The organism is Lentzea sp. NPDC054927, assembly GCF_053610285.1.
In genome coordinates this window covers 272998-285683 of the sequence record NZ_JBSGXZ010000001.1, presented here as the reverse complement: position 1 = coordinate 285683, position 12686 = coordinate 272998, and the positions used below count along the sequence as shown (strand labels likewise).

Annotated in this window: 12 protein-coding genes; 5 read left to right on the top strand and 7 right to left on the bottom strand. The window is 69.8% G+C overall.

Annotated elements, in window-relative coordinates:
• The first annotated feature begins 48 nt into the window (after positions 1–48).
• A complete protein-coding gene (locus ACWGE0_RS01435) occupies positions 49–657 on the top strand; it encodes a VOC family protein (protein WP_452258901.1) in 609 nt (202 codons plus the stop codon).
• Here the strand turns inward: ACWGE0_RS01435 and ACWGE0_RS01430 are convergent.
• Both ACWGE0_RS01430 and ACWGE0_RS01425 read right to left on the bottom strand, forming a co-directional pair.
• Positions 654–1043, bottom strand: coding sequence for a hypothetical protein (locus ACWGE0_RS01430; protein WP_452258900.1), 390 nt, complete (start codon positions 1041–1043; stop codon positions 654–656). The two genes, ACWGE0_RS01435 and ACWGE0_RS01430, sit on opposite strands and share 4 nt — an antisense overlap.
• 19 nt (positions 1044–1062) lie before the next feature.
• Positions 1063–1527, bottom strand: coding sequence for a PPOX class F420-dependent oxidoreductase (locus ACWGE0_RS01425; protein WP_452259324.1), 465 nt, complete (start codon positions 1525–1527; stop codon positions 1063–1065).
• A 10-nt stretch (positions 1528–1537) separates the two neighbouring features.
• On the opposite strand from ACWGE0_RS01425, the gene ACWGE0_RS01420 reads away from it, so the two are divergent.
• The gene (locus tag ACWGE0_RS01420; protein WP_452258899.1) at positions 1538–2380 is read left to right on the top strand and encodes an alpha/beta fold hydrolase; all 843 of its coding nucleotides are present in this window, start codon (positions 1538–1540) and stop codon (positions 2378–2380) included.
• A gap of 8 nt (positions 2381–2388) precedes the next feature.
• Here the strand turns inward: ACWGE0_RS01420 and ACWGE0_RS01415 are convergent, their stop codons facing one another.
• The 5 genes from ACWGE0_RS01415 to ACWGE0_RS01395 all read right to left on the bottom strand — a co-directional run bounded on the left by ACWGE0_RS01415 (position 2389) and on the right by ACWGE0_RS01395 (position 9574).
• Positions 2389–3642 carry a diguanylate cyclase gene (locus tag ACWGE0_RS01415; protein WP_452258898.1) on the bottom strand — a complete coding sequence of 418 codons (1254 nt, stop codon included), beginning with the start codon at positions 3640–3642 and terminating at the stop codon, positions 2389–2391.
• A gap of 165 nt (positions 3643–3807) precedes the next feature.
• Positions 3808–5103 carry an MFS transporter gene (locus ACWGE0_RS01410; protein WP_452258897.1) on the bottom strand — a complete coding sequence of 432 codons (1296 nt, stop codon included), beginning with the start codon at positions 5101–5103 and terminating at the stop codon, positions 3808–3810.
• Positions 5104–5106: 3 nt separating this feature from the next.
• Positions 5107–6585: a carboxylesterase/lipase family protein gene (locus ACWGE0_RS01405; protein ID WP_452258896.1), complete on the bottom strand. Its 1479-nt coding sequence runs from the start codon at positions 6583–6585 to the stop codon at positions 5107–5109.
• Positions 6586–6590: 5 nt separating this feature from the next.
• Positions 6591–8075, bottom strand: a complete 1485-nt coding sequence (locus tag ACWGE0_RS01400; RefSeq protein ID WP_452259323.1) for a carboxylesterase/lipase family protein — start codon at positions 8073–8075, stop codon at positions 6591–6593.
• Positions 8076–8080: 5 nt separating this feature from the next.
• Positions 8081–9574, bottom strand: a complete 1494-nt coding sequence (locus tag ACWGE0_RS01395) for a carboxylesterase/lipase family protein (RefSeq protein WP_452258895.1) — start codon at positions 9572–9574, stop codon at positions 8081–8083.
• A gap of 144 nt (positions 9575–9718) precedes the next feature.
• Here ACWGE0_RS01395 and ACWGE0_RS01390 point away from each other — a divergent pair, with 144 nt between their 5' ends.
• Genes ACWGE0_RS01390 through ACWGE0_RS01380 form a run of 3 tightly spaced genes read left to right on the top strand, consistent with a single transcriptional unit; the run spans position 9719 to position 12595 of the window.
• Positions 9719–10375 carry an HAD family hydrolase gene (locus ACWGE0_RS01390; RefSeq protein WP_452258894.1) on the top strand — a complete coding sequence of 219 codons (657 nt, stop codon included), beginning with the start codon at positions 9719–9721 and terminating at the stop codon, positions 10373–10375.
• The gene (locus ACWGE0_RS01385) at positions 10372–11388 is read left to right on the top strand and encodes a phosphotransferase family protein (protein ID WP_452258893.1); all 1017 of its coding nucleotides are present in this window, start codon (positions 10372–10374) and stop codon (positions 11386–11388) included. The genes ACWGE0_RS01390 and ACWGE0_RS01385 overlap by 4 nt, the downstream gene beginning before the upstream one ends.
• A 1-nt stretch (position 11389) precedes the next feature.
• Complete coding sequence (locus ACWGE0_RS01380; protein ID WP_452258892.1) at positions 11390–12595, top strand: acyl-CoA dehydrogenase family protein; 1206 nt, start codon at positions 11390–11392, stop codon at positions 12593–12595.
• Positions 12596–12686 lie beyond the last annotated feature (91 nt).

The following is a 12686-nucleotide window of genomic DNA, read 5'->3' as shown; positions in this document are numbered from 1 at the left end:
CCGCCCGATGGGATGCCCGTGTCGTCTTGTGGTCTGCGTCGTCTTGAGTTGAGCGTTGCCGAGCCTGAGTTGTCGGTGGACTTCTTCGCCGGTGTTCTCGGTTGGACGGTGATAGCGGAGACCGGCGGAACTTTCACGGGCTGGGTCGGTGACAGACTGGCGGCTCAGGTCGTTGCGGGAGAAGCGGGTTGGCGTGTCTTCTTCGGTGGTGACGAGCCCCGTGAGCTGGCAGTTAATTCCTCTGTGGACGGTGGCAGGGTGCTGCACGGTCCGTGGGCTCCCGCGCCGCGCGGGGGTGAGCCGTGCTGGGTCGAGTTGATGACCGGTGAGCCGGACGACGAGTACTGGACGCGGGAGCTGGGCTGGGAGACCGAGCCCGGCACGGACGACTTCGTGCTCTACACGTCTTCACGGCACGGTGATCCGCGTGCGGTCGCGGGCCGGTTGAGGACCGAACGCGCGCAGGGCTGGCAGACCTATTTCGCGGTGGACGATCTCGCGGCGGCCTGTGCGGCGGTGTCCGAGTTGGACGGTCGTGTGCTGCTGGAACCCACGACCGTGCCAACCGGGTTCATCGCGTCGATCGAGGGCCCGCACGGTGGCGCCTGCGTGTTGCTGGAGCAGCCGAAGGGCTGGGGCGGGACCTGGGCCGGCTAGTTGGCGGGGTCGCGGTCGAGCCAGGCCACGGTCAGCAGGATCAGTCCGGTGGCGATGCTGACGCCGGAGTTGATCAGCAGGTCCGAGGTGGCCATGCCGATCTCGCGGCCCCAGTAGGCGAGCTGTGAGCCCGCGTCCCAGAACAGGTACATCAGCGCGTTGACGACGATGAGCTTGCGGCGGTCGGCCGCGCGCCGCAGGCCCATCGCGATGATCGTGACGGCGATGATGATCACGTGGTAGCCGGCGACGGCGTACCACTGGAAGGCGCGGGTGGGGGTCATCTCGCCGCCGAGGTAGGCGCGGTCGGTGAGCTCCGGGGAGAACGTGAGCACGACGGCCTGGAGCAGGTTGAACGCGATGTAGACCCAGAGGACGATCTTCATCCAGAGCTTCACGGGGCGCTCAGGCCTCCAGCTCGGGCGGGAAGCCGCCGGTGGCGATGGGGCCCCAAGCGTCGATGGTGATGCGGATGAGGGACTTGCCCTGGCGGAGCATGGCGGCGCGGTACTCGTCCCAGTCGGGGTGTTCGCCCGCGATGCAGCGGTAGTACTCGACGAAGTCCTCGAGGGCTTCGGGCAGGTCGAGGACTTCGGCGGTGCCGTCGATCTGCACGTAGGGGCCGTCGAAGTCGTCGGAGAGCACGCAGATCGTGACCGACGGGGTGCGGCGGGCGTTGCGGACCTTGGCGCGTTGCGGGTAGGTCGCGATGACGATGCGGCCGTCGGTGTCGACGCCGCAGGAGACGGGGGAGACCTGCACTCCGTCGACGGTGGAGCGGCGGGTGATCAGGACGCCGTGGTGGCGGGTGCGGAGGAACTCGAGCAGCTGCGGCCGGTCGACGAGGTCGGCCGTGGCGATCTTCGGCATGATGTGCAGCATGGCACGCTTCACCTCGTTCGACGGCACCGAACTCGCCTACCGGGAAGTGGGCGTGGGCACCCCGCTGGTCGTCCTGGCCGGTGGTCCCGGCCGGGCTTCGGAGTACCTGGAGACGCTGGGCGGCCTGGACTCCGCCCGCCGGTTGATCGTCCTGGACAACCGGGGCACCGGTGAGTCCGACGAGCCGGCGGATCCGTTCACCTATCGCCGGGACATGCTGGTCCGCGACGTGGAGATGCTGCGCCGTCACCTGGGGCTGGAGCTCGTCGACGTGTTGGGTCACTCGGCGGGGGCGGGGATCGCGATGGGGTACGCGGCGGACTTCCCGGACCGTGTCGGCAAGCTGGTGCTGCTCACTCCGGCGTTGCGGTCGGTCGGGTTGTCGCCGGAGCAGAGCGACTGGGACACGTTCCTGGCCGCGCGGGCGGGCGAGCCGTGGTTCGAGAGCGCGACGACGGCGCTGGAACGCAATGCCGCGGGTGACGACTCGGTGGAGAACCGGGTGGCCGCGTCTCCGCTGCTGTACGCGCGGTGGGACGAGCGTTCCCAGGCGCATGCGAACGCCGAGCTCGGTCAGTGGAAGTACGCGGTGGCGCTGGGCTACAACGCCGAGGGCGCGTTCGTGCCGGGTGTGCTGCGGCGTGCGCTCGCGGACTTCGACCACCCGGTGCTGGTGTACGCGTGCTCGGTGGACCCGATCTCGCCGGTGCGGCGTTGCGCGGAGCTGGCGGAGCTGTTCCCGGACGCGACGTTGTACGTGCACGAGGGTGTGGGGCATTACCCGTGGGTGGAGGAGCCTGAGCAGGTCGCCGGGCAGATCGCGGCGTTCCTGAACGACTAGTGGTGTGGCTAGAACACGCGGGCGGTGGCGACGCGGTCCCGGCCGTTGTTCTTGGCCGAGTAGAGGGCGTCGTCTGCGGCCAGCAGCAGCGGGCTGAGCTCGGTCGCGGTGTCCGGGAAGACGGCGGCGCCGACCGAGGCGGTGAGGCCGAGGACGACCTGTTGTTCGCCGAGGCGGTCGGTCACGACGATGTGCAGGCTGGCGATCTCGAAGCGGATCCGTTCGGCGGTCGCGCGGACTTCGTCGGTGCTCACGCCGGGCAGCAGTACGGCGAACTCCTCACCCCCGAAGCGGCCTACGAGGTCGTATGAGCGCACTGAGTGCTTCAAGGCGTCGGCCACGGCGCGCAGGACGCGGTCGCCGGCGAGGTGGCCGTAGGTGTCGTTGATGAGCTTGAAGTGGTCGAGGTCGAGGATCAGCACGCCCACGGTCGAGACGAGGCGGCGGGCGCGGGCGAGTTCGCGTTCGGCCACGTCGTGCCAGAACGTCGCGTCGACCAGGCCGGTCTTGGAGTCGGTGCGGGCTGCGACGCGGAACTGCGGCAGCAGCAGGCCCATGTGCAGGGCGAGCACGGTCAGCAGCAGCATCGGCGTGAGCCAGGGCCGCAGGGTCATGATGATCGCGACACCGGAGCCCAGCCCGACCGAGGCCAGCACGATCAGCACGTCAGAGGCGTTGCCCAGGGCTGTGCGGACGGGATTCTGGCGGTTCGTCACGAAGATCGCGGTCACCACGAACGCATAGTTGATGAACCAATACAGGAATCCGGCCGTAACCAATGCCAACAGGCCAAGCGGGCCGTCAACGTCAACGGCGCGGACTGGGAACAGCCCCAGGACGAGTTGCGCCGTCGCACTGCCGAGGACGACAGTGCTAGCGGAGAACACCTTGCGGAACAGGACCGCCCGCCGCTTGTAGACCCGGTACCACGAGTGCGTGTAGCTGATGACGATCAGCGCCACGAGCAGTGGCATCGGTAGCAGGAGCACGCCCGCGAACAGCCACACCGACTGCATGTGGGCGTGCGGCGAGCCCTCGGCGCCGATTTCGCGGATCCGTTCGATGCCCCGTGCCGCTTCCAGGTGCACCACCGCACCGCCGGCGAGCAGCAAGAAGATGGGCCAGTTCAAGGCCTCGGCAGGGGTACGCCATGCGGTGGCGAGCGTGACGAGGGTCGCTGACACAACCACCGTCACGACATAGGCCAGCACCACAGGAGGAAGCGACCATAACTTCCACCGGCGCGGGTCGAGCCAAGGCACGCGTTCACCCCCACACCACTGTCCAGGAACCAACCACTGTAGCTACCGGGTAACTCAAAGTCGTGGCTCCATGTGGGGGACCTCACCGTGAGTAGTCCTCACAGAATGCAGCCTCGCAAGTCGTCGCAGTTCACGCGCAACGAACACCCATAGGAGCAGTCATGATCAACCGTACCTCCGCTGCCGGCCGTCCTGTTCGTCCGACCGACTGGAACCGTCCGACTGACTGGCTGCGCCTGACGGACCTGAGCCGTCCCACCGACTGGCACCGTCCGACCGACTGGCGTCGGTGACCCACCAGACGATCGCCGCACCGCCTGCCGCGAGCACTCCCAGTGCTCCGGCGGCGGCGACGACCTGGTGCACCGCGAGGGTTTCCGCAGCCAGACCGGCCAGGGCTACGCCGATGCCCTGGGAGACCCGCAGCGCGGTGACGGCCAGGCCGAACGCCTGCCCCCGCGACGAGTCCGGTACCGCGCGCACGAACGTCGTGTTCGCGACCAGGTGATAGGCACTGGCCGCACCGGACAACGCGAACAGTCCCAAGCTCACCGCGAGACCCGGCCGCAGCGCGGCCGGGACCAGAACCGCGCACGCGGCGATCGCCAGCCACGGCATCAGCCGCAGCTGCAGCCGCGCGCCCAGGTGCGCGACGGCCAGCATGCCCACGGCCGCGCCGGCGGCGTAGGCACCGAAGATCAGCCCCACCCCGGCCGGTCCCGCTCCGAGCTGTGTCGCGTACGGCACCGCCAGGGCCTCACCGACGATGTAGAAGCCGGACACGCACGCGAGCGCGACCAGTGCCCGCAGCCGCCGTTCACCCCACACCAGCCGTGCCCCGCCGACCAGATCCGCGGACCACGCCCGCACGTGCGGGCGCACCGGGGCGGCCCGGTCCAGCAGGAACACCCCCACCAGGAACGCCGAGACCCCGAACGTCACCCCGTCGGCGACCAGCACCAGCCCCGGTCCGAGCCAGGCGACCAGCGCGCCGCCGGTGAGGAACCCGGCGACCTGGGCGGCCTGCGTGACCGTGCTCAGCACCGCCTGACCCAGCGGATACCGCTCGTCGGGCAGGATCTGCGGCAGCAACGCCGCGCGCGCCGCCCCGTGCGGTGCCCCCGCGAACTGCACCAGAACCAGCAGTGCCGCGAGCACCCACAAGGGCATCCGCGGCACGGCCATGAACAGCAGCAGGGCCGCCCGGGCCAGGTCGGCGGCCACCATCACTTCTTTTCGCGCGAACCGATCGGCGAGCCCGGAGAGCAGGGGCCCGCCGATCAGGTCCGGCAGGAAGGTCAACGCGTAGGTCAGCGCGGTCAGGCCGGCGCTGGCGGTGCGGTCGTAGACGTGCACCGTCAACGCGACCCGCGCGAACTGGTCCCCGGCCACCGACACGACGTGCGCCACGAAAACGGCGCGGAACTCACCGTCGCGGGCGAGCGCACGGTAGCCGGGCATGCACTACAGGATGGACGACCAGAACCCGCACTGGTGATCACGGGCGAAGTCGGTGCCGCCGATTGCTCCGGGTGCCAGTGACTGCACGGCCGAACGCCACCCCGGATCACCGGTGCGCGCGAACCGTCCCCACGCCGCGATCATGTAGTCCGACACCGCGCGCTGACCGGGCGAGAGCTGGACACCGAAGTCGAACAGCATCGGCAGCTCGGAGGCGTGGTAGGCCTTGTAGTCCGGGAACGGCGGCAACGGGACGATCAGCGGCACGTCCTGATCCGCGAACTCGTACCCCGACACGCGTGCGTGCCGTCCGAGTTCTTTGCGCGCGACCTGCGACGGGCACGACCACGACTTGTCCGTGAGCGCCGCCGCGAGCTCGTCGCGAGCGTCGTCGTTGCCGTTGACCGGGTAGCGGGCCAGCACGGCGTCCGCGTGGTTCTCGCCGAACACCCCGGCCAGGATCGCCCGATAACCGGCTTCCGGCAGAGGCTGCGGGAACAACAACGAGGCGAACAACGTCATCTCGTCGTGCGTCGACCCCACCATCGTCGGCACGTGATGCATCCGGCCGGTCTTCTGCGCCACGGCCGGATCGATCGGCAGCACCGCGGTGTCGTAGGCCGGCCAGTTGAACAGGTCGTGCACCGTCAGCAGCTTGTCCACCGGCTGCGCCCGCAGGCACGCCAGGTCGGCGCAGCCCAGGGTGCCGACGCCCTGCTTCTCGACGTCCGCCCGAGCCCGCCACACACCACCGAACTCGCCCGGGCTGGCGCCGGGGAACGTGAGCCCGCACGGACCGGACTGGATGATCGCCTTGGCGAACAACCCGCCCGCCCGCGGTGAGGCCAGCTGAGCACACACGCTCAACCCACCCGCCGACTCACCGAACACCGTCACGTTGCGCGCGTCCCCGCCGAACGCACGGGCGTTGCGCTGCACCCACTTCAACGCCGCCTGTTGATCCGCCAGACCGAACGCCCCCGAGCCGGGGAGACCGGGAAGGCCGAAGTACCCGAACACACCCAGCCGGTAGTTGATCGTCACCACGACGACGTCGTTCTTGGTGGCGAGCCACCGCGCGTCGTACATCGAGGCGCCACCCGCGGTGAAGCCGCCACCGTGGATCCACACCATCACCGGCCGCGGTTTCCGTGCCTGCCCGGCCGGCGTCGTGACGTTCAGGTAGAGGCAGTCCTCGGTCTGCGAGCTCGGCTGTCCGAGCTGCGAGTTCTGCGCGCACATCGGGGCCGGCTTGGTCGCGTCCCGGACGCCCTGCCACGCCGCCGCCGGCTGAGGGTCCTTCCAGCGGTTCTCACCGACCGGCGCGGCGGCGAACGGAATGTTCCCGAACGTCCGATATGTATCGGTCACCGTTCCCTGAACGGCACCCTTGTCGGTCCGCACCACCGCACCGTTGCCGGTGGCGGAAGCCGGACTCACCACCGCGAACGTCATCGCCGCGGCGACGACAGCGGTCAGCATCCTTCTCACAGTTGCCCCCAAAAGCCGCACTTGTGGTCCTTCGCGAAGTCCGCGGGCCCGACCGCGCCCGCCGCCAGCGACTGCACATCCGCCCGCCAGCCCGGATCACCGGTACGGGCGAACCTGCCCCACGCGGCGATCATGTAGTTCGACAGCTCCCGCTGCCCCGGCGTCAGCGGCACACCGAAGTCGAACAGCAACGGCAGCTCAGATGCGTGGTACGCCCCGTAGCCACCGGGGAACGGCGGCAGGCCGGGGAAGATCACCGGCATGTTCTTGTCCGCGAACTCGTAGCCCGACACCCGTGCGTGCCGTCCGAGTTCCTCGCGCGTGGTCTGCGAGGTGCACGACCACGACTTATCGGTCAGCGTCCGCGCGATCTCGTCACGGGCGTCGCCGTTGCCGTTGACCGGGTACTCGGCCGCGACCTTGTCCGCGTGCTCACCGAACAGCGCGACCAACTGCTCCTTGTAAGAGGACTCGGGCACGGGCTGCGGGTAGACGATCGGCGTGAACAACGTCATCTCGTCGTGCGTCGACCCCACCATCGTCGGCACGTGATGCACGCGCCCCGTCCGTTGCGCGACCACGGGATCGATCGGCAGCACGGCCGTGTCGTAGGCGGGGGAGGAGAACTGCGCGTGCACGGTCAGCAGCTTCGACACCGGCTGCGCCCGCAGGCACGCGATGTCGGCACAGCCCACGGTGCCCACGCCCTGCTTCTCCACGTCGGCCCGCGGCTTCCACAGGTGTACGAACTCGCCCGGCTTGGCGAACGTCGGTGAGTCGATCCCGCACGCACCGGACTGGATGATCGCCTTCGCGAACAACCCGCCGGCACGTGGCGACGTCAGCTGGGCACACACGCTCAACCCACCGGCGGACTCACCGAAGATCGTGACGTTGCGACTGTCACCGCCGAACGCACGTGCGTTGCGCTGCACCCACTTCAACGCCGCCTGCTGATCCGCCAGACCGAACGCCCCCGAGCCGGGGAGACCGGGATACCCGAAGTACCCGAAGACCCCGAGCCGGTAGTTGATCGTCACGACCACGACGTCGTTCTTCGCCGCGAACGCCCCTGCGTCGTACATCGAGCCCGATCCGGACGTGAACGACCCGCCGTGGATCCACACCATCACCGGCCGAGGCTTGCGCGCCTGCCCAGCCGGCGTCGTGACGTTCAAGTACAGGCAGTCCTCGGTCTCCGAACCCGCCGGCTGCCCCAGATCGGCGTTCTGCGCGCACATAGGCGCGGGCTTCGTCGCGTCGCGCACGCCCTGCCACGCCGCCGCCGGCTGAGGGTCCTTCCACCGGTTCTCACCGACCGGCGCGGCGGCGAACGGGATGTTCCCGAACGTCCGATACGTGCTGGTCACCGTGCCGGAGACCGCGCCCTTGTCGGTTCGCACCACGGCGCCGCTGTCCGCGGAAGCCGGGCTCACCACCACCGCACACGTCATCGCCGCAGCGACGACCGCCGTCAGCATCGCCCTCACAGAGACCCCCAGAAGTCGCACTTGTGGTCCTTCGTGAACTCGGCCGGCCCGACCGCGCCCGCCGCCAGCGACTGCACGTCCGCCCGCCAGCCCGGATCACCGGTGCGAGCGAACCTGCCCCACGCGGTGACCATGTAGTCGGACAGCTTCTGCTGCCCTGGCGTGAGGTCCAGGCCGAGGCCGAACAGCATCGCCAGCTCGGAGCCGTGATAGGCGCCGTAGCCACCGGGGAACGGCGGCATGCCGGGGAAGAACATCGGCACGTCCTTGTCCGCGAACTCGTACCCGGACACCCGTCCACCGAGCCGTTGGCGCGCGGTGTGTGTCGGGCACGCCCACGACCCGTCGGTCAGCGCGGCCGCGAGCTCGTCGCGGGCGTCGCTGTTGTCGTTGAGCGGATACCGCGCCACGACCCGGTCCGCCTTCTGTTCGCCGAACAGCCCGGCGACGTTCGCGCGGTAGGCGACGTCGGGAACCGGCGAGGGAGAGGCGAAGGCGGCGAACAGGTTCGCCTCGTCGTGCGTGGACCCGACCAGCGTGGGCACCCGGCGCGTCCGGCCGGTGTTCTGCGCGACCAGCGGGTCGATCGGCAGCACCCGCGTGCCGAACGCCGGGTAGGAGAACGCGTTGTGCACCGGCAGCAGCTTGGTCACCGGCAACGCCCGCAGGCACGCGATGTCCTGGCAGCCCAGCGGCTGGGCGGCGCCGAGCTGCTCGACCACGTCGCGCGGCCGCCACAGCGTCGCGAACGTGCCCGGCGGCTCGGTGGGGAAGGTGACCCCGCACGCGCCGGACTGGATGATCGCCTTGTGGAACAAGCCCGCCGCGCCCGGTGACGCGAGTTGGGCGCACACGCTCAACCCGCCGGCGGACTCACCGAAGATGGTGACGTTGCGGGCGTCGCCGCCGAACGCACGGGCGTTGCGCTGCACCCACTTGAGCGCCGCCTGCTGGTCCGCGATGCCGAACGCGCCCGAACCGGGCAGGCCGGGGTAGCCGAAGAACCCGAACACGCCCAGCCGGTAGTTGATCGTGACGACCACGGCGTCGTTGAGCGTCGCCAGCCTGGTGGCGTCGTAGGTGCCGCCGCTGCCGCTGGTGAAACCGCCGCCGTGGATCCACACCATGACCGGCCGCGGCGTGCGCGGCTTCCCGGCCGGTGTGGTGACGTTCAGGTAGAGACAGTCCTCGGTCTCGGACCCCGGCACCCCGGGCTGCGTCGTCTGTGCGCAGGCGGGCGCGGGTGTGGTCGCGTCGCGCACGCCCTGCCACCGTGTGACCGGCCGCGGATCGCGCCACCGGTTCTCGCCGACCGGCGGCGCGGCGAACGGGATGTTCCCGAACGTCCGATACGTGCTGGTCACCGTGCCGGAGACCGCGCCTTTGTCCGTTCTGACGACGTGGCCGTCGCCGTCCGCGTGCGCGGCCGGGACGGCGATGACGACAAGCGCCATCGCGGCGGCCAGTGCCGCCGTGAGTTTCCTCGCCATGAGTTGTTCGCCCCCTTCGGCCTCGAACGTATCGAGGACCGGGGGAGGCCGGAACCGCTGAAGGAGAACATGTCCCGTTCATCGAAAGTCGCTGTTCCGCTTCCCCTGTTGCCGACATACCGACCGGTCGGTACCCTCCGAGTCGTGGGTGACACAACGCTTCCGGAACAGCCCCTGGTCGACGCGCTCGTCTTCGACTGGGGCGGCGTCCTGACCGTCTCCGTGCCGGAGTTCGTCGGCGCGTGGCTGCACGCCGAGGCCATCGACCGCGAGGTCTACGGCCGCATCATGCGCGAGTGGATGAGCCGCGACGCGCTCCCGGACAACCCGGTCTACCGCCTGGAGACCGGCGAGCTGACGGTGCCCGAGTTCGAACGGCTGCTGGCCGCCGAGCTGATCACCACGACCGGCGCGGCGATCGACGAGAACGGGCTGCTCAAGCGCATGTTCGGCGGCGCGGCCCCGGACCCGGCGATGGTCGAGCTCGTCCGCAAGGCCCGCGCCGCGGGCCTGCACACCGCGCTGCTGTCCAACAGCTGGGGCGAGGGTTACCCGAAAGACCTGCTCGTCGAGCTGTTCGACACCATCGTGATCAGCGGCCGGATCGGCCTGCGCAAGCCCGACGAGCGCATCTACCGTCACACCCTCGACCAGATCGGCGTCGCCGCCGGGCGCGCGGTGTTCTTCGACGACGCGCCGGTCAACGTCGAAGCCGCCCAGGCCGTCGGCATGCACGCGTTCCGCCACACCACCGCCGACGACACCCGCGCCAACCTCGCCACCCTCGGAGTGAACCTGTGACCGACCTTCCCGGCCTCGACCTGGAGGCACTGGCCGCGCACCTCGGCACAGGCCCGCTGTCCGGGGAACTGTTCCGCGGCGGCCGCTCGAACCTCACCTACCGCGTCACCGACGGCGCGCAGAGCTGGGTGCTGCGCCGCCCGCCGCTGGGCCACGTGCTGGCCACCGCGCACGACATGGCCCGCGAGTTCCGCGTCATCTCCGCGCTGGAGGCCACGTCGGTGCCGGTGCCCCACGCGCATCAGCTCGTCGAGGACACCTCCGTCATCGGCGCGCCCTTCTACCTCATGTCGGAGATGCCCGGTGTGGCGCTGCGCGAGCGGTCGCAGGCCCCGTGGCTCAACTCCGAGAAGGCCACCGTGCTGTCGCGGAAACTGGTCGACGTCCTCGCCGACCTGCACTCCGTCGACCCCGACTCGGTGGGCCTCGGTGACTTCGGGCGCCCGGAAGGGTTCCTCGCCCGCCAGGTCAAGCGGTGGGGCAAACAGCTCGACGCCTCCCGCAGCCGCGACCTGCCCGGCATCGACGAACTGCGCGACAAACTCGCCGACACCGTCCCCGACTCGCCGCGCGTCGCGATCATCCACGGCGACTACCGCCTCGACAACGCGCTGGTGACCGAGTCACCACTGCGGATCAGCGCCGTCCTGGACTGGGAGATGGCCACCCTCGGCGACCCGCTCGCCGACCTCGGCCTGCTCTACGTCTACTGGGAAGGCCTCGGCGTCGACACCGCCGCGGGCAGCGACCCCATCACCGGCGGCGTCACCTCGATGCCCGGGTTCCTGACCGCCGACCAACTCGTCGCCCGCTACACCACCCGCACCGGCACCGACACCTCCGGCCTGGGCTGGTACATCGCCTTCGGCTACTTCAAGCTCGCCGTCATCGTCGAAGGCATCCACTTCCGCTTCGCCAGCGGCAAAACCGTCGGCGCCGGGTTCGAGAAGCTCGGCGCGTTCACCGCCCCCCTCGTGCGGCAGGGTCTCGCCGCCGCCCACAAGGAGCTCTGACATGGACTTCGCCTTCGACGCCAAGACCGAGGAACTGCGCACCAAGCTGCTCGCGTTCATGGACGAGCACGTCTACCCCGCCGAAGCCGTCCTCGAACAGCAACTCCACGACGCCGCCGACCCGTGGGAACGCCAGCCGATCCTGGAAGAGCTGAAGACCGAGGCCCGCAAGCAGGGGCTGTGGAACCTGTTCCACCCCGAGCACAGCAACGGCCTGACGAACCTGCAGTACGCGCCGCTCGCCGAGATCACCGGCCGCAGCCCGCACCTCGCCCCCGAGGCGCTCAACTGCGCCGCGCCGGACACCGGCAACATGGAGGTGCTGACGATGTTCGGCACCGACGAGCAGAAGAAGCAGTGGCTGCAGCCCCTGCTCGACGGCGAGATCCGCTCGGCGTTCTGCATGACCGAACCCGAGGTCGCCTCCTCCGACGCCACCAACATCGCCACCCGCATCGAACGCGACGGCGACGACTACGTCATCAACGGCCGCAAGTGGTGGTCATCGGGCGCGATGAACCCCAACTGCGCCATCTTCATCGTGATGGGCAAGACCGACCCCGACGCCGACCGGCACCGCCAGCAGTCCCAGATCCTCGTGCCGCGCGACACCCCCGGCATCACCGTGAAGCGCGCCATGCACGTCTTCGGCTACCAGGACCACGCCCACGGCGGCCACGCCGAGATCCTCTTCGAGAACGTCCGCGTCCCGGCCTCGAACCTCATCTCCGGCGAGGGCGAGGGGTTCGCCATCGCGCAGGCCCGCCTCGGCCCCGGCCGCATCCACCACTGCATGCGCCTGATCGGCATGGCCGAACGAGCCCTCGAACTGCTCTGCAAACGCGCCTCCTCCCGCGTCGCGTTCGGCAAGCCCATCGCCGCCCAGGGCGTCGTGCACGAGTGGATCGCCGAATCGCGCGTCCGCATCGAACAGGCCCGCCTGCTGGTCCTCAAGACCGCGTGGCTGATGGACACCGTCGGCAACAAGGGCGCCCACACCGAGATCCAGGCCATCAAGATCGGCGTCCCCTCGATGACCGAATGGGTCCTCGACAAGGCCATTCAGGCCCACGGCGGCGCCGGCGTCAGCCAGGACTTCCCGCTGGCCGAACTGTGGGCCGCGACCCGCACCCTGCGCCTCGCGGACGGCCCCGACGAGGTCCACCGCATGTCGCTGGCCAAGCGCGAACTCAAGAAGTACCTGTAACCGCGGTAGACGTGGCGGGCCCCGGGCGGCCCGGGCAGCCCCCGGCCAAGCAGCAAAGAATGCCCGCCCGGTGGGACAACACCCCGACCTC